General features: G+C 70.1%; 12 protein-coding genes. 6 read left to right on the top strand and 6 right to left on the bottom strand.

The window, feature by feature from the left end:
- Positions 1-142 precede the first annotated feature (142 nt).
- From ACWGST_RS11150 to menC, 3 genes are all read left to right on the top strand, one after another.
- Positions 143-1,123 carry a hypothetical protein gene (locus ACWGST_RS11150; protein WP_452046734.1) on the top strand — a complete coding sequence of 327 codons (981 nt, stop codon included), beginning with the start codon at positions 143-145 and terminating at the stop codon, positions 1,121-1,123.
- Between the two features lie 94 nt (positions 1,124-1,217).
- Positions 1,218-2,081, top strand: coding sequence for a hypothetical protein (locus tag ACWGST_RS11145; RefSeq protein WP_452046733.1), 864 nt, complete (start codon positions 1,218-1,220; stop codon positions 2,079-2,081).
- Positions 2,078-3,319 (top strand): o-succinylbenzoate synthase, encoded by a 1,242-nt coding sequence (menC, locus tag ACWGST_RS11140; protein ID WP_452046732.1) that lies wholly within the window; start codon positions 2,078-2,080, stop codon positions 3,317-3,319. Before ACWGST_RS11145 ends, menC begins: the two co-directional genes overlap by 4 nt.
- A gap of 28 nt (positions 3,320-3,347) precedes the next feature.
- On the opposite strand, the gene ACWGST_RS11135 is transcribed toward menC, so the two are convergent.
- A complete protein-coding gene (locus ACWGST_RS11135) occupies positions 3,348-4,499 on the bottom strand; it encodes a cytochrome P450 (RefSeq protein WP_452046731.1) in 1,152 nt (383 codons plus the stop codon).
- 149 nt (positions 4,500-4,648) lie between these two features.
- Between ACWGST_RS11135 and ACWGST_RS11130 the strand changes: the two genes are divergently transcribed.
- From ACWGST_RS11130 to ACWGST_RS11120, 3 genes are all read left to right on the top strand, one after another.
- Positions 4,649-5,845, top strand: coding sequence for a hypothetical protein (locus ACWGST_RS11130; protein ID WP_452046730.1), 1,197 nt, complete (start codon positions 4,649-4,651; stop codon positions 5,843-5,845).
- The gene (locus ACWGST_RS11125) at positions 5,845-8,490 is read left to right on the top strand and encodes a multicopper oxidase domain-containing protein (protein ID WP_452046729.1); all 2,646 of its coding nucleotides are present in this window, start codon (positions 5,845-5,847) and stop codon (positions 8,488-8,490) included. Before ACWGST_RS11130 ends, ACWGST_RS11125 begins: the two co-directional genes overlap by 1 nt.
- A 122-nt stretch (positions 8,491-8,612) precedes the next feature.
- Entirely contained in the window at positions 8,613-9,911 is a 1,299-nt protein-coding gene (locus ACWGST_RS11120) for an MFS transporter (RefSeq protein ID WP_452046728.1), read from the top strand.
- Positions 9,912-10,171: 260 nt separating this feature from the next.
- Here the strand turns inward: ACWGST_RS11120 and ACWGST_RS11115 are convergent, their stop codons facing one another.
- From ACWGST_RS11115 to ACWGST_RS11095, 5 genes are read right to left on the bottom strand one after another with little or no spacing between them, the layout of a single operon-like run.
- Positions 10,172-10,492 (bottom strand): DUF2249 domain-containing protein, encoded by a 321-nt coding sequence (locus ACWGST_RS11115; RefSeq protein WP_452046727.1) that lies wholly within the window; start codon positions 10,490-10,492, stop codon positions 10,172-10,174.
- 49 nt (positions 10,493-10,541) lie between these two features.
- Positions 10,542-11,300 (bottom strand): respiratory nitrate reductase subunit gamma, encoded by a 759-nt coding sequence (gene narI / locus ACWGST_RS11110; RefSeq protein WP_452046726.1) that lies wholly within the window; start codon positions 11,298-11,300, stop codon positions 10,542-10,544.
- Positions 11,297-12,022 (bottom strand): nitrate reductase molybdenum cofactor assembly chaperone, encoded by a 726-nt coding sequence (narJ, locus tag ACWGST_RS11105; RefSeq protein WP_452046725.1) that lies wholly within the window; start codon positions 12,020-12,022, stop codon positions 11,297-11,299. The genes narI and narJ overlap by 4 nt, the downstream gene beginning before the upstream one ends.
- A complete protein-coding gene (gene narH, locus ACWGST_RS11100; protein WP_452046724.1) occupies positions 12,022-13,677 on the bottom strand; it encodes a nitrate reductase subunit beta in 1,656 nt (551 codons plus the stop codon). The genes narJ and narH overlap by 1 nt, the downstream gene beginning before the upstream one ends.
- Positions 13,677-17,432: a nitrate reductase subunit alpha gene (locus tag ACWGST_RS11095; protein WP_452046723.1), complete on the bottom strand. Its 3,756-nt coding sequence runs from the start codon at positions 17,430-17,432 to the stop codon at positions 13,677-13,679. Before ACWGST_RS11095 ends, narH begins: the two co-directional genes overlap by 1 nt.
- Positions 17,433-17,453: the final 21 nt, after the last annotated feature.

Genomic DNA, 17,453 nt, shown 5'->3' with positions numbered 1-17,453 from the left:
GGCCGGATTCCGGCATGTTCATCGGGGACATGCCGGATTCCGGCCAGAACTTCCTGCATCCACTCCTCCTCCCCAGCCGACTGCGGGGAGCAGATCGGTCGGGATGCCCGTCTTCGACGATTCCGACGACCAACATGTCGACATGTCCCGCTTCGATCTCGATCGCGAACTCGCCAGGCTCGGTCACGTCGCACGGGTCGCAACGCTGCGCAACCGAGGACTCACGAAGACGACGCTCGTATCGGCGCTCGCCGCAGGTTCCGTCGTGCAGCCCCGGAACGGATGGGTGGCCACCGTGTCGGCGGACGACGACCAACTCCGCGCGATCGCGGTCGGGGGTCGTGTCGGATGTCTGTCGGCGCTGCGCCGATTCGGTGTCTGGGCGGGAACCGACGAACGTCTGCACCTGCATGTTCCACGGACCGCGTCACGACTCGCGCCGATGACGACGGTGATCGAGACATCGAACGACGGTGTCTGGCACCCCACGGTGCCCGAGCGACGACGCAGAGGCACGGTTCGCCTGGCGTCGGGCTCTGCACCGCGCGTCCACTGGGCGCGGGAGTTCGCGCCCGCACGTGCGCTCGACTGGATCGTTTCGCCGCAGACCGCTCTCGCCTCGGCGGTGCGCTGCATGTCCGCCGAGCACGCGAGCGCAGCGATCGACTCGGCGATCCATGAACGGGTGCTCACCCGACCGGAGGTCGACGGCGTGCTCGCGTCGTTGCCCGCCAGTTGCGCTTCGCTCGTCGACGACGTCACGGGGCAGCCTGAGTCGGGAGTGGAGAGCATCTTCATCCGACGCCTGGTTCGGGAGGGTTTCAGCGTCGAACCGCAGTTCGATCTCGCGGGTCTCGGCCGCTACGACGGGCTCATCGACGAGTGCGTGCGCTTCGAGATCGACGGCCGGGGCTTCCACTCGGGTTCTCGTGAGTTCTTCGCCGACCGCGACCGCACCCTCGTCGCTCAGGCGTTCGGCATGCCGCTCGTACGACCGAGCGCCCTGCACGTGCTCGAGGACTGGCCGATGGTGCTCGCCGCCGTCTCCCGAACGGTCGCGGACGCCCGGCTCGTGCGCGGGCATCGCGGTCTGCCGCCGGGCGGCGGAAACAGGAAGAATTGACGTCGATCGGGGATGTCGTGCACAACACACCGTCGGCCCTCGAGAAGTTCCTGCAGCGATCGACGTGCACGATCGGTCACGATAGCGTCGAGGGATGCGCAGAGAGGCAATGGACGGCGTGATCGAAGAACGGGCGACGGCTCGCGGCCTCGGCGCGGCGATCGAATTGGCGGATGTCGCGGACCGACGTGCCGGCGTCGTCACCCGAGCGGCGGCGGGCGCCGAGATCGAGGGTGTGCTCGCCCGCTTCGAGGCGACGTGGGGCGTCGGGCGCGGGCCCGACCGCTCGATGCTGCAGGCGCTCGACCATGCGGGCAACACGGTGCTCGTCGCGGTGCCGGGTGGCGAGACTCCGCGTGCCGAGACTCCGGATGCCGGCCCATCGGGCGGCGAGATCCTCGGGGCGACGCTCGGGTTCCTCGGCTGGAACGGCGGTGTCCACCTGCATTCGCACATGAACGCCGTCGACCCCGCCGCTCGCGGCCGCGGCATCGGCATCGCCCTGAAGCTCCGCCAGCGCGCGATCTGCCTCGAGCACGGCATCGACGAGATGCGCTGGACCTACGACCCGCTCATCCGCCGCAACGCCCGCATGAACCTCGCGCGTCTCGGCGCGGAGGTCATCGCCTTCCACCCCGACTTCTACGGTCGCCTCGACGACCGCATCACGGGCGCCGATCGCAGCGACCGCTTCGAGGTGCGCTGGCGACTCGAATCGCCGCGCACGGCACGAGCGCTCGCCGGGCGGCCGCAGCCCGTCTGGTCGTCGCACGGCGGCCTCGCGCTCGTCGCCGATTTCGAGGCGATACGGGCGGATGATCCGGCCGGCGCCGCCCGGCTGCGGGAGCGTTCGCGCGCGGCCTTCGCGGTGCTCGCCGCCGAGGGTCTGCGCCCCGAACTCGATGCCGCGGGCGACTACGTCTTCACCCACGACGATCCCGACTCGGAGGCACCATGACCGACACGCCCCGGCATGCACCACACGCACCTGCACCCGCACCTGCACTCGCACACGCACCTCGTATCGAGGCGATCGAGGTGCACCGCATCGAGGTGCCGCTCGTGCGCCCCTTCGAGACGAGCTTCGGCCGCGAGACGGTACGCGAGGCCGTCATCGTGCGAGTGCGCACCGACGCGGGCGACGGCTGGGGAGAGTGCGTCGCCGGCCGTGACCCGTTCTACTCCTCCGAGTACGTCGGGGGCGCTGCATCGGTCATCGAGCGCTATCTCGCACCCGCGCTGCTCGACGCGTCCGCGCTCGATGCCGCCCGGGTCACGGCCGACCGCGCCGCCGACCCTCGATCGGCCGGCGTGCCGCTCACGGCGTCCGTCGCGCCGACCCTGGCCTTCGTCGCCGGCCACCGCATGGCGAAGGGGGCGCTCGAGGCGGCCGTGCTCGACGCCGAGCTGCGGGCGCAGGGTCGCTCGATGGGGGCCGCGTTCGGAGCGGTGCGCGACTGGGTCGACTGCGGCGTCTCGGTGGGCATCGCCCCGACGCTCGAAGAGCTGCTCGACGAAGTGACCGGTTACCTCGAAGAGGGCTATCGTCGCATCAAGCTGAAGATCAAGCCCGGGTGGGATCTCGTGCCGGTCGCCGCGGTGTGCGAGCTCATGGGGCGCGGCGGTCTGCTGCAGGTCGACGCGAACACGGCGTACACCGCCGACGACATCCCGCTGCTCGCCGGCCTCGACCCGTTCGGGCTGCTGCTCATCGAGCAGCCCTTCGCCGAAGAGGACATCGCGACCCACGCGCTGCTCGCCGAGGCCTGCGAGACGCCCGTCTGCCTCGACGAGTCGATCCTCGACACCGCGATCGCGGTCGATGCGATCGAGCGGGGCGCGACCTCGGTCGTCAACATCAAGCCGGGGCGCATGGGCGGCTACCTCGAGGCGCTGCGCGTGCACGACGCGTGCCGTGCGCTCGACGTGCCGGTGTGGTGCGGCGGCATGCTCGAGACCGGCATCGGCCGCGCCGCGAACGTCGCGCTCGCGGCGCTGCCGGGCTTCACGCTGCCGGGCGACACCTCGGCGTCGTCGCGCTACTACGCCGAAGACCTCACCGAGCCGTTCGTGCTCGGCGCGGGCGAGCACCGCGGGCAGTTGCGGGTTCCGGATGCCGCGGGCACGGGTGTCACCGTGCGCGACGAGCTCGTGCGCGCCTGGTCGAGCGCCCCGCCGGTCGTGCTCACGCGCTGAGCTGGACTCGCGCCGCCGGCGCGCAGCGTCAGGACGTGAACGTCACGGGCGCGACGGTGTACCCGCCCGCGGGGTAGGCAGCGTTCACCGCGTCCGCGCCGTCGACAGTCTCGATCCGACGGGTCGCTGCGAACAGTTCCTCGAAGATCACGCGCAGCTCGAGCCTGGCCAGTGGCGCACCAGGGCAGTAGTGCACGCCGCGGCCGTAGACGAGGTTGTCGGCCGGGTCCCGGTCGAGCCGGAACTCGTCGGGGTCGCCGAAGACGCGTTCGTCCCGGTTCGCCGACGCCCAGAGCACCATCACGCGCTCGTCGGCGGGGATCTCGCGCCCGCCGATCTCGACCGGCCGGGTCGTGCGGCGGCGGTTGGCGATGAGCGGGGCGTGCAACCGCAGGATCTCGTCGCCGGCCGCGGTGAGCAGGCTCGGGTCGTCGCGGAGGCGGCGCTGCACCTCGGGGTTGCGGGCGAGGAACACGGCGATGATGCCGACGCTCGCGGCGATCGTGCTCAGCTCTCCGACCGTCCAGTTGCGGATGATCGAGATGATCTCGTCGTCGCGGAGCAGACGATCGCCCACCCGTTCGTGCAGCAGCGAGGCCGTGACGTCGAGGTCGGCGGGCGCTCCGCGACGCGCGTCGAGCTGTTCCGTGATGCGACCGTCGAACTCGACGGCGACCGCCGACATCGCCGCGCCGTCGCCGCTGAGCGTCGCCCGGTGGTTGCGCTTCGTCCACTCCCGCAGGGGTTCGCGCAGGCTGTCGGGCCAGCCCATGAAGGCGCACTGCACGTTGTTCGCGAAGGGTTCGGCCAGCGCCGACATCACGTCGACGTCTCGATCGCGGGGCAGCGCGGCGATCAACTCGGCGCTGATGCTGCGGCAGAGGGGCTCGAACTCCGCGATGCGCTCGGGGGTGTAGTACCGGTCGACGATCTGCCGATAGCGGGCGTGCTCGTCGCCGTCGAAGCCGTTGGGCACCGACAGGTGACGTGACACCGCGTTGGAGTAGGTGCCCGGGTCGTCGAGGATCGCGACCGTGTCGGCGTGGCCGAACACCGTCCAGTTGCGATGACGGCTGTGGGCGACGGGGCACTGCGCCCGCGTGCGATCGTAGAGTGCGATCTGGTCGGCCTGCGCCTCCTCCGAGCGGGGCTCCCAGTCGATCGCGTGCTGCTCGTCCACCGTGTCCTCCTCACTGCTCGCGCTCGCATGCCGTGCGCGCCCTTTCATGATGTCACTCGGGCCGAGAGCGGATCCGGAGCGGCACCGTGATTATCTCGACGTCGAGACGGTCTGGCCGAGCGCCCGGATTTCCGGCTTACTGTGAAGGAGTGAGCAGTCGACGGCTTTCGCAGGGTTCCGCACCCGGCGAGCCGCGAGCGTCGCAGACGCAGACGGATGCCGCGCCCACGCGCTCCCCGAACCCGCTCACGCGACTCGTCTTCGTGGTGCCCGGCGCGCTCGCCCTGCTCGCCGGACTCGACGCGGCGCTGCTCCTGCTCGGTCTGCCCGCGCCCGTCTCGTTCGACCGGCTGCCCGCCCTGCACGCGCCGCTGCTCGTCTTCGGCTTCGTCGGCACCCTCGTGGTGCTCGAGCGCGCGGTCGCGCTGCGCCGATGGTGGGGCTTTCTGGCACCCGCGTTCACGGGTATCGGCAGCGTGCTCTGCCTCACTCCGCTGCCGCTCGCGGTCGGGCAGCTCGTCGTCGTCGGCGGTCTGGTCGTGCAACTCGCGCTCTACGCCGGCATCTGGCGCCGCCAGGCGATGACCGCCACGGCGATCCAGGCGCTCGGTGCCTTCGCCGCGCTCGCCGGAGCCCTGCTCTGGGCGGCCGAGGTGCCGATTCCCCGCCTCGCGCCGCTCCTCGCGACGTTCCTCGTGCTCACGATCGTCGGCGAACGACTCGAGCTCGCCCGCATCGCGATCGTCGGGCGGGTGCCCGAGCGACTCGCGTTGGCCGCGGCGATCGCGATGGTCGCGGCATCCGTCGTCGCCCTCTGGTCGCCCGACTGGGGTTCGTGGCTCTTCGGGGCCGCACTGCTCGCGCAAGTTGCCTGGCTGCTGCGCCACGACGTGGCGATGAAGACGATCCGCTCACGCGGCGTGGTGCGGTTCATCGCGGCGTGCCTGCTCGCAGGCTACGCGTGGCTCGCGGTCGCCGGCGTCGGCTGGCTCGTCGCGGATCCGCTCGGGGGCGGGTTCGCGTACGACGCGGTGCTGCACGCCGTGTTCCTCGGTTTCGTGATCTCGATGATCATGGCGCACGCACCCATCATCCTTCCGGCGGTGCTTCGCGTTCGGCTCCCGTACCTGCCGATCATGTACGTGCCCGCGGCACTGCTGCACCTCGCGCTCGTCGTGCGGGTGGCCGGCGACCTCCGCGAGTCGACGCCGCTCGTGCAGATCGGCGGCGTCGGCAACGTCGTCGCGCTCCTGCTGTTCGTCGTGGTCGCCGCGGGCTCGGCCGTCGTCGGCCGAGCGGCAGCGCGGCCGCGTCTTCAGACCGCCTCTCCCGAAGGGTCGCCGTGATGGCCGCGATGGAACGCCGCAACTGGTATCTGCTCACGAACTCGCTCGTCGCAGGCTGGCTCGTCGCGGCCGGCGTCGCCGTCGTCGTGCACCGATTCGTGCCGCACGCGCTCTGGCTCATGGTGCACGTCACGCTGCTCGGCGCCGCGTCGACGGCGATCCTCATCTGGAGCCAGCACTTCGCCGACACGCTCCTGCGGCACGCCGCACCGGGCGGCCGGGTCTGGCTCGGAGTGCGGCTCGTCGCGCACACCGTCGGCGCGATCGTCGTGGTCGCGGGCATGATGACCGGGCTGTGGTGGCTCGTCGTCGCGGGCGCGGCCGTCGTGGGCGTCAATGCGATCACGCACGCGTTCATCCTCTTCCGTCAATTGCGCACCTCGCTGCCCGCGAGATTCCGCCCGCTCGTGCGCTACTACGTGGCATCCGCCCTCGTCTTCGCGGTCGGCGTCGGCCTCGGGGCGTGGCTCGCATCGGAGCCCGGCGGCGGGCTGCACGAGCGACTGCTGGTCGCCCACGCGACCCTCAACCTGCTCGGCTGGATCGCGATCACCGTGATCGGCACGGCGGTGCTGCTCTGGCCGACCGTGCTGCACGCGAAGGTGCGCGACGAGACCGATGCCGGCGCCAGGCGCGCCCTGCCGCTCCTGCTGTACGGACTGGCCGTGGTCGTGCTCGGCGCCGGCGTCGGCGCGCAGCCGCTCGTCGCCCTCGGCGTCGTGATCTGGATCGCCGGACTCGGGTTCGTGCTCGTGCACGGCGTGCGCCAGGCGCGCGAGATGCCGCCCGGCTCGTATGCGGGGTGGAGCATCGCGGCGGGCATGGCGTGGCTCCTGGCCTCCGCCGTGATGTATGCGGGCGCGGCGGTCATCGCGCCCGACTGGGCCACCCTGCTCGACTCGTTCACCTGGCTCGTCGGCCCGTTCGTCGCCGGCTTCGTCGTGCAGGTGCTGCTCGGCGCGCTGAGCTACCTCATCCCCGTCGTCACGATCGGCAGCCCGCGATCGGCCAAGGTCGCGGCTGAAGAGCTCGACCGCGGCGCGGTGTTCCGCATCGTGTCGATCAACGGCGGCATCCTGCTCTACCTGCTGCCGGTGCCGAGCGTCGTCAAGGTGCTGCTCTCGCTCTACGTGTTCGGCGTGTTCGCGAGCTTCCTCGTGCTCGCGGTGCGGGCGATCGTGGTCGCGCGGCGGGCTCGACGGGCCGAGGGAGAGACCCCCGACCGCTCGCGCACCGTGCTGCTCGGCGCGCCGACCGAGGCGCCGGCCCCGCGCAAGAGCCGCAGCGGCATGATCGTCACCGCCGTCGGCGTGCTCGCCCTGCTCGTCGCCGGCGGCGTCGCGGTCGACCCGGCGGCCGCGGGCATCGGAACTTCCCCGGCGGGCGACGTCGCCGCGACGGGCGAGACCACCACCGTCACCGTCGAGGTCGAGGGCATGCGGTTCGTGCCGGGCGAGATCGAGGTGCCGGCCGGCAACCGGCTCGTCATCGAGTTCCGCAATACCGGAGACATGGTGCACGACCTCACGGTCGAGACCGGAGCGCGCTCGCCGAAGATCGCACCCGGCGAGCGGGCCACGATCGACGTCGGCGTGGTCGGCACCGACCTGACCGCGTGGTGCTCGGTGGCGGGCCACCGGCAGATGGGCATGGAACTGGCGATCAGGGTCGTCGGCGGGGCAGGTGCCGCAAGCGGCGCTGCGGGCGGCGCCGGCGGGCACGAGAACATGGACCACGGCCAGTCGGGCGGCGAGGCCTCTGCTGCCGACGACCTCGACCTGATGCGCGAGCCCGACGACGGGTTCGAAGCGCGCGACGCGGCCCTGGCACCGGCGCCCGGGGCGACCCGGCACGAGGTCACGCTCGAGGTGACGGAGGCCGAACGCGAGGTCGCGCCCGGCATCACGCAGACGCTGTGGACCTTCGGCGGCACCGCACCCGGCCCGACGCTGCGCGGCAAGGTCGGCGACGTGTTCGAGGTCACGCTCGTCAACGACGGCACCATCGGGCACTCGATCGACTTCCACGCGGGCATGCTCGCGCCGAACGAGCCGATGCGCACTATCCAGCCGGGGGAGTCGCTCGTGTACACCTTCACCGCGACGAAGGCCGGCATCTGGATGTACCACTGCTCGACCATGCCGATGTCGGCGCACATCGCGAACGGCATGTTCGGCGCGGTCGTCATCGACCCGCCCGGGCTCGCCGAGGTCGATCGCGAGTACCTGGTGGTGCAGAGCGAGCTGTACCTCGGAGCGCAGGGCGGCGAGGTCGACGTCACGAAGGTCAACGCCGAGAGGCCCGACCTCGTGGTGTTCAACGGGTACGCGAACCAGTACCGCTTCGATCCGCTCGAGGCATCCGTCGGCGAGCGCGTGCGCGTCTGGGTGCTCGACGTCGGGCCGAACCGGGCGATGTCGTTCCACGTCATCGGCGGGCAGTTCGACACCGTATGGAGCGAGGGCGACTACCTGCTGCGCGCCGGCGGTTCGACCGGCGTGGGCGGCTCGCAGGCGCTCGGCCTGATGCCGGCGCAGGGCGGCTTCGTCGAACTCGCGTTCCCCGAGGCGGGCGACTACCCGTTCGTCTCGCACGTCATGGTCGACGCCGAGCGCGGCGCATCGGGGCTCTTCCACGTCGAGTGATTCGCGGTTGGGATCAGCGGATTAAACACGGCGTTCGGTGCTGGCCCCACCCCGGCTCAGCGGGTTACGGTCGGCATGGAGCAACGGCGCTGCACGATCCCGCCAACCGAACAGGGGGCAACATGCAAGCATCATCCACTCGACCGGAACGCACGGAGACGGTCGGGAAGACGCAGCTGCGCGGGCAGTTCGGCCAGGTGCTGCTGGCGACCATCGCGTCGACCGTCGGCTTCTGGGCCTGGATGGTGATCGCCCCCCTGCAGAAGACCTACGCCACCGAACTCGGGCTCGACGAGGGGCAGATCTCGCTCATGCTCGCGACCCCCGTGCTGGTCGGCGCCCTCGGCCGCATCGTCGTCGGCGCCCTCACCGACCGGTTCGGCGGGCGCAAGATGTTCACCCTCGTGCTGCTCGGTTCCGTGCCCGCCGTGCTGCTCGTCGCCCTCGCCGGCGAGATCAAGAGCTTCCCGCTGCTCGTGGCGGCGGGGTTCTACCTCGGCGTGGCCGGCACGATCTTCGCCGTCGGCGTGCCGTTCTCGAGTGCGTGGTACGAGCCGTCGAAGCGCGGCTTCGCGACCGGCGTGTTCGGCATGGGCATGATCGGCACCGGAATCTCGGCGTTCGCCACCCCACGGCTGGCCGAGAGCATCGGCTATCTGCCGACCCACCTGCTGATCGCCGGCGTCATGGCGGCCACCGCCGTCATCTCGTGGCTGTTCCTTCGGGAGTCGCCCGTCTGGGAGCCGAGCAGCCAGCCGCTCGTGCCGAAGGTCATGGGCGCCCTGCGGTTGCGGGTCACGTGGGAGATGTCGTTCCTCTACGCCATCGTCTTCGGCGGCTTCGTCGCCTTCGCGACCTTCCTGCCGAAGTACCTCACCACCATCTACCCCGACGAGGTCGACCCGGTCGGCGCCGGCACCCGCACCGCGCTGTTCGTACTGGCCGCGGTGGTCGCCCGCCCGATCGGCGGTGTGCTCTCAGACCGCATCGGGCCCAAGGTGATCACACTCGTGTCACTCGCCGGCATCGTCTCGCTCGCTTACGTCGTCGGCCAGCAACCGCCTGAGGGCGTGCTCACCGGCGTCGTCTTCATCGCCATGGCGGGTGCCATGGGCCTCGGCATGGGCGGGGTCTTCGCCTGGGTGGGGCCGTCGACGCCGAAGGACAAGGTCGGTGCGGTCACCGGCGTCGTGGCGGCCGCGGGCGGCCTCGGCGGCTACTTCCCGCCGCTCGTGATGGGCGCCACGTATCACGCGGAGACCAACTCGTATTCGCTCGGCCTGTGGCTGCTCGTGCTCGTCGGCGCGCTCGCCCTCGTGGTGGCGGGCATGCTGCGCGACGCCCGGCCCGGCTCGCCCGCGCCGGCGACGGTCGACGCGGGCGCTGCCGGCGACGTGCCCGCGGCCGCAGTGAAGGGGTAGGGCAGCAGGGCTGTAAGCCCGAGACGACGACCTCCGGCCGGGTACACCGGCCGGAGGTCGTTCCTCGTTGCCGGGCGCGCCTTAGTCGAACAGAGCACCAGCGCGAACGCCAGAGCCGAACGCCAGAGCCGAACGCCAGAGCCGAACGCCAGAGCCGAACCGCCAGAGCCGAACGCCAGAGCCGAACACGCCCCCCGGCACAGTGAAACGCAGATCCCGACTCCGTGGAGTCGGGATCTGCGTCGTCGGAGGGTCGTGCGTCAGTTGCGGGTGAACCGCACCACGCAGCGCTCGGGTGCGCGCTCGACGTAGCCCACCGTGAACGCGCCGGGCTCGCGCTGCTCGAGCTGGGCGATCAGCGGCAGCGGGTCGTGCGGTGCGATCAGGTCGAGCGAGAACCCGGGGTGCACCGCGCCGAGCGCGCCGAAGATCGTGGCGTGCCGAATGGCGTGCGGGATCGACGTGGCGTCGAGCACGATGCGCTCGCTGTCGTCGTGCCCGCAATTGCAGGAATGGCCGCCGGCTTCGTCGGTGGATGCCTCGTGCGGGGCGGTCTCGATCGACACGGGTTGCTTCGTCATGGGTGGTGCCTTTCGTGCATCTGATGGTGGAACAGGTGGCCGGCCGGGGTCAGAGCTTGTGCAGCTTCTTCTCGTCGGGCTGCTCGACGCCCTCCCAGCCGCGGCGGGTGGGGCGACCGGGGCGCGTATTGTCGCGCGAGCGGTACACGATGTACGGCCGGAACAGGTACCCGACGGGTGCCGAGAACACGTGCACGAGACGAGTGAACGGCCAGAGCGCGAAGAGCGCCGTCGCCGTCAGCACGTGCAGCTGGAACATCAGCGGCACGCCGACCATGAGCTCGGGCTCGGGCTGCAGGAAGATGAGACTGCGGATCCAGGGGCTGATCGTGCCCCGGTACTCGTAGCCCGGCCCGAGCACCTGGTACATGAAGGTCGCGATCGAACCGAAGATCAGCGTGGCCCCGAGGAACACGTACATGACCTTGTCCATCGTCGTCGTCGCGAGGAACACCGCGCCCGTCGTGCGCCGTCGGTAGATGAGGATCGCGAGACCGGCGAGGGTGAAGACCGCGGCGATCGAGCCCAGCACGGTCGCACCGATGTGGTAGATGTGCTCGTCGATGCCGATCGCGTACAACCACTCGCGCGGGATCAGCAGCCCGACGACGTGCCCGGCGAATACGAAGAGGATGCCGAGGTGGAACATCGGCGAGCCCCAGCGCAGCAGCCGGTTCTCGTACACCTGACTCGACCGGGTGGTCCACCCGAACTGGTCGTAGCGATAGCGCCAGATATGGCCGACCACGAACACGGCGAATGCCGCATACGGGAATGCGACCCACAACAGGATGTCGAGCGCGTTCACACCCGCACCTCCTCTTCCGAGACCCCACCGGGGGCGAAGGGTTTGAGATTGCCGAGGAACGTCGGTGCGCCGAAGCTCAGGCCGACGGTCTCGGTCGGGGGGCCCTCGTTGATGAGGTCGAGATACCGTTCGCGGGTGGCTGCGTCGATCTCGGGCAGCGAGAGGCAGATGGCCTCGACGACCGAGGCCCACGGGCTTCGCTGCGCGAGCAGCGCGGCCCTCAGCACCTCGATGCCGTCGCGGTGGGCTGCGAGCAGCTGCTCGGCGATCGGCGACTCGCTGATCGCCGAGAACTCGAGCACCGCGGGCAGGAAGTCGGGCAGGTCGTCGGAGTCGAACTCCCAGCCGGCCGCGCGATACGCGTCGAGGAAGGTGACGAGCGCCGTGCCGCGACGCCGGGTGTCGCCCGCCGCGTAGTAGCTGAGGTAGAGGCAGCACTTGCGCTTCAGGTCGAACGTCACGACGTAGTCCTGCGCGAGCTTCTCGGGGCCGGCGGCGTCGACGGCTTCCATGAAGGCCGTGAATGCCGCCTCGATGGGAGCGGGCAGTTGCCTGACGGATGCCGCGAGCTGCGGCATCCTGTCATGGAATGCCTGATCGGGGTAGTCGAGCAGCAGCGACGCGATCATGTGCGCCTGGGCGCGCTGAGCGGCCGTGAGCGCAACCGGCTGAACCGGTTGCGGCATGTTGCGCAACTGGATCTGGGCGGGCATGCGGGCCATCACGACCCGCTCTTCGTGTCTGGCTTCGAGTCGGGCGGGAAGAGTCCGCGCGGCGCCCCGTTGCCATCCCAGTTGAGCAGGTTCACGCGGCCCGGCGTCGAGGGCCGGTCGGCGGTCTGACGGTCTTTCAGCACGTGGAAGTTCTCGACCGCCACCGGCACCTCGGTGCCGCTCGCGGCGCCGAACGGGCCGGACCCGCCCATGCCCGGGCCGCCGTCGTAGTCGAGCGAGCACGCGAGCTCCTCGAGTTCGGCGGCCTGCTCGGTGTGGGCGCTCGGGATCACGTAGCGATCCTCGTACTTCGCGATCGCGAGCAGACGGTACATCTCTTCGATCTCGACGCCCGTCATGCCGACGGCGGTCGCGATCTCCTCGTCGCGCTCCTGGCCGAGGTTGATGTTCCGCATGTACGACCGCATGGCCGCGAGGCGGCGGAGCACCCCGTCGACCGGCGCGACGTCGCCCGCCGTGAAGAGCCCCGCGAGGTACTCGATCGGGATGCGCAGCTTGTCGATCGCGGCGAACAGGGTCGGTGCATCCTCACCGTCGTTGCCCGAGCTCGCGACGACGTCGACGACGGGCGAGAGCGGCGGGATGTACCAGACCATGGGCATCGTGCGGTACTCGGGGTGGAGCGGCAGCGCCACCTTGTAGTCGTTGATGAGCTTCCAGATGGGGCTGGCCTGGGCCGCCTCGATCCAGTCCTCCGGGATGCCCTCGGCGCGCGCAGCCTCGACGACGGCCGGGTCGTGCGGGTTCAGGAACACCGAGCGCTGCGAGTCGAGCAGGTCTTTCTCGTCTTTCACGGAGGCCGCCTTCGCGACCTGGTCGGCGTCGTAGAGCACGAGTCCGAGGTAGCGGAGCCTGCCGACGCAGGTCTCGGAGCACACGGTCGGCAGCCCGACCTCGAGGCGCGGGTAGCACAGCGTGCACTTCTCGGCCTTGCCCGTCTTGTGGTTGAAGTAGACCTTCTTGTAGGGGCAGCCGGTCACGCACATGCGCCAGCCCCGGCACGCGTCCTGGTCGACGAGCACGATGCCGTCTTCGGCGCGCTTGTACATGGCGCCCGAGGGGCACGAGGCGACGCACGACGGGTTCAGGCAGTGCTCGCAGATGCGCGGCAGGTAGAACATGAACGTCTTCTCGAACTCGGTCGTGACGTGCTCGCTCATGTGCTTGAGGATCGGGTCCTCGGCCATGGTCTCCTCGGCGCCGCCGAGGTTGTCGTCCCAGTTCGCCGACCACTTGATCTTCATGTCCTCGCCGGTGAGCAGGCTCTTCGGCTTCGCCACCGGCGTGTGCTCGCCCTCGGGGGCGTTCAGCAGCATGTCGTACTCGTACGTCCACGGCTCGTAGTAGTCGTGGATCTCGGGCAGCTTCGGGTTCGAGAAGATGCGGGCGAACTTCGAGAGGCGGCCGCCGGCCTTCAGGCTCAGCCGGCCGCGCTTGTTGCGCACCCAGCCGCCCTGCCACTTCTCCTGATCTTCATAGCCGCGGGGGTAGCCGATGCCCGGCCGGGTCTCGACGTTGTTGAACCACACGTACTCGACACCCGACCGGTTCGTCCACGCCTGCTTGCACGTGACACTGCAGGTGTGGCATCCGATGCACTTGTCGAGGTTCATCACCATCGACATCTGCGCCATGACCTTCATCAGTACTCGACCTCCTGGCTGCGACGGCGGATCACGGTGACCTCGTCTCTCTGGTTCCCGGTCGGACCGAGATAGTTGAACGCGAACGACAACTGGGCGTAGCCGCCGATCAGGTGGCTCGGCTTCAGGAGCACCCGGGTGAGGGAGTTGTGGATGCCGCCGCGCAGGCCGCTCGTCTCGGTGCGGGGCACGTCGACGGTGCGGTCCTTCGCGTGGTACATGTACACCGTGCCCTCGGGCATGCGGTGCGAGACGATCGCACGCGCCACCACGACGCCGTTGCGGTTGTACGACTCGATCCACTCGTTGTCGCGCACGCCGATCTTGTCGGCGTCCTTCGGGCTCATCCAGATCGTGGGGCCGCCGCGCGAGAGCGAGAGCATGAAGAGGTTGTCCTGGTACTCGGAGTGGATCGACCACTTCGAGTGCGGGGTCAGGTAGCGCACCGCGACTTCGGCGTGGCCGTCGGAGCCGGGCGCACCGCTCGGGGCCGTCGAGCCGGGGCGCGCATCGCCGTAGAGCCGGTGCAGGTCGAGCGGTGGCCGGTACACCGGCAGGTTCTCGCCGAGTTCGCTCATCCAGTCGTGGTCGAGGAAGAAGTGCATGCGCCCCGTGAGCGTGTGCCACGGCTTCTTGTGCTCGACGTTGATCGCGAACGCCGTATAGCGTCGGCCGCCGTGCTCGGAGCCCGACCACTCGGGCGAGGTGATGACGCTCACCGGCCGCGACTGCACGTCGGGGAACGTGATGCGAGAGCCCTCATGGTCGAGCGCGAGGCTCGCGAGCTCTTGCCCCGTGCGCTTCTCGAGCTGACGGAAGCCCTGCACCGAGAGTCGCCCGTTGGTCGTGCCCGACAGCGCGAGGATCATCTCGCACGCCCGCACGTCGGTGTCGAGGCGGACGGCGCCGATGTTCGGGCCCGAGGTGACGACGCCGTTGGAGGCCTTCAGCAGTTCGATCTCGGGCGTGGGGTCGAAGGTGATGCCCTTCGTGACCATGCCGAGCTTCGCGGTGAGCGGGCCGAGCGAGCCGAGCCGAGCCGAGAGCGCGGGGTAGTCGCGCTCGACGACGACGAGCTTCGGCATCGTCACACCCGGCACGGCCGGCAGGTCGTCGCGCACCGTGCCGTGGGGCGTCGCCATCGCATCGGGGGTGTCGTGCATGAGCGGCACGGCCACGAGGTCGCGGCGCACGCCGAGGTGCTCGACGGCCATCTCGCTCATGCGACCGGCGATCGTGTGGAAGATGTCGAAGTCGGTCTTCGTCTGCCACGGCGGTTTGATCGCGGGGTTGAACGAGTGCACGAACGGGTGCATGTCGGTCGAGGAGAGGTCGTGCTTCTCGTACCAGGTGGCCGCGGGGAACACGATGTCGGAGAAGAGCGTCGTCGACGTCATGCGGAAGTCGGTCGTGACGAGCAGGTCGAGCTTGCCGATCGGGGCGTCGTCGCGCCACACCATGTCGCGGGGCCGGCGGTCGCCCTCGGCCTCGGGGGCGCGCACCGCCGAATCGGTGCCCAGCAGGTGCTTCAGGAAGTACTCGTTGCCCTTGCCCGACGAGCCGAGGATGTTCGCACGCCAGACGTTCAGCACCCGGGGGAAGTTCTCGGGGGCGTCGGGGTCTTCGACGGCGTAGTGCAACGAGCCGTCGGCGAGGCTGTCGACCACGTACTGCGCCGGCTCCTTGCCGGCCGCCTCCGCCTCGTCGACGATGTCGAGCGGGTTGCGGTCGAAGGTCGGGTAGCTCGGCATCCAACCGCGCTTCGTCGACTCGACGAGGCAGTCGGCCGTCGTGCGGCCCTCGAAGAGGCCCTTCGCGAGCGGCGAGGCCAGCTGGTCGGCGGGCAGGCCGTCGTACCGCCACTGGTCGGTGGCGAGGTACCAGAACGCGGTGCCGATCATGTTGCGCGCCGGGCGCACCCAGTCGGCCGCGCTCGAGTACTGGTTGTAGCCGGTGAGCGGGCGCACCTTCTCTTGACCGACGTAGTGGGCCCAACCGCCGCCGTTCACGCCCTGGCAGCCCGTCATGGTGGTCAGCGCCAGGAACGTGCGATAGATCGTGTCGGAGTGGAACCAGTGGTTCGTGCCCGCACCCATGAGGATCATCGAGCGGCCGCCCGACTGCTCGGCGTTGTCGGCGAACTCGCGGCCGATGCGCTCGGCCTTCTCGGCGGGAACACTCGTGATCTCCTCCTGCCACGCGGGCGTGCCGGGGGAGGAGGCGTCGTCGTAGCCGGTCGGCCACTCGCCGGGCAGGCCCTCGCGGCCGACGCCGTACTGGGCGAGCAGCAGGTCGAAGACCGTGGTCACCGTCTTGCCGGCGACCTGCGCGACGGGCACGCCGCGACGCATCGAGCCGGCTCCGCCCTCGTGCTCGGCGCCCGGCTCGGGCGCGATGTCGAAGCGCGGCAGGTCGACGGCGACGGCGGCGCCGGCCCAGGCCGCGCCGTCGGCGACCGAGAGCAGCGGGTCGACCTCGCCGAGGTCGAGGTTCCAGTTGCCCTCGTCTTCGGGGCCGAAACGGTGGCCGAGCGAGCCGTTCGGCACGACGGCCCGGCTGTCCTGATCGAGCAGCACCGTCTTGAACGCCGCGCTCGCCACCCCCGCCTCGGCCTCGCCGAGGTCGGCCGCGGTGAGGAACTTGCCGGGCACCCAGGCATCGCCGCGTTCTTCGAGGCTGATCAGGTACGGGGCATCCGCGAATCGCTTCATGTAATCCGCGAAGCGCGGCGTGCGCCGATCGACGTAGAACTCCTTGAGGATCACGTGGCCCATCGCGATCGCGAGGGCGCCGTCGGTGCCGGGGTGCGGCGCGAGCCACTCGTCGGCGAACTTCGTGTTGTCGGCGTAGTCGGGCGAGACGGTGATGACCTTCTGGCCGCGGTAACGCGCCTCGGTCATGAAGTGCGCATCGGGCGTGCGTGTCACGGGCACGTTCGAGCCCCACATCATGAGGTAGCTCGAGTTCCACCAGTCGGCCGACTCGGGCACATCGGTCTGGTCGCCGAACACCTGCGGACTCGCGACGGGCAGGTCGGCGTACCAGTCGTAGAACGACTGCATCGTGCCGCCGATGAGGTTGATGAACCTCGTGCCTGCGCCATGCGACACCATCGACATCGCCGGGATCGGCGAGAAGCCGGCGACGCGGTCGGGGCCGTACTGCTTGATCGTGTGCACGTGGGCGGCGGCGACGATCTCGGCCGCTTCGTCCCACGTCGCGCGCACGAGCCCGCCCTTGCCGCGGGCGCGCTTGTAGCGAGCGGATGCTTCGGGGTCGGCCGTGATCTCGGCCCACGCGAGCACGGGGTCGCCGAGCCGGGCCTTCGCCTCGCGGTACATCGTCAGCAGGGTGCCGCGGATGTACGGGTAGCGCACGCGGGTCGGCGAGTAGGTGTACCAGCTGAAGGCGGCGCCCCGGGGGCATCCGCGCGGTTCGTACTCGGGGGAGTCGGGGCCGACCGTGGGGTAGTCGGTCTGCTGGGTCTCCCACGTGATGATGCCGTCTTTGACGTAGACCTTCCACGAGCACGACCCCGTGCAGTTCACACCGTGGGTCGACCGCACGACCTTGTCGTGCGACCACCGGTCGCGGTAGAACACGTCGCCCTGGCGACCGCCCTCGAGGAACAGCGAGCGCTTGTCCTCCGACACCTCGCCGCGACGCAGGAACCGCCCGAGGCTCAGGAGCGAATCGGCGAGCGGGCCGTCGTTCGCCGGCTCCGTGTGCCCTGCCGGCGTCTTCTCGATGGTCATTTCGCTCGCTCCTTGGTTCTC

The sequence above is a fragment of the Agromyces sp. NPDC055520 genome, from assembly GCF_053619715.1.
This window is presented reverse-complemented; position numbering and strand designations above follow the sequence as displayed.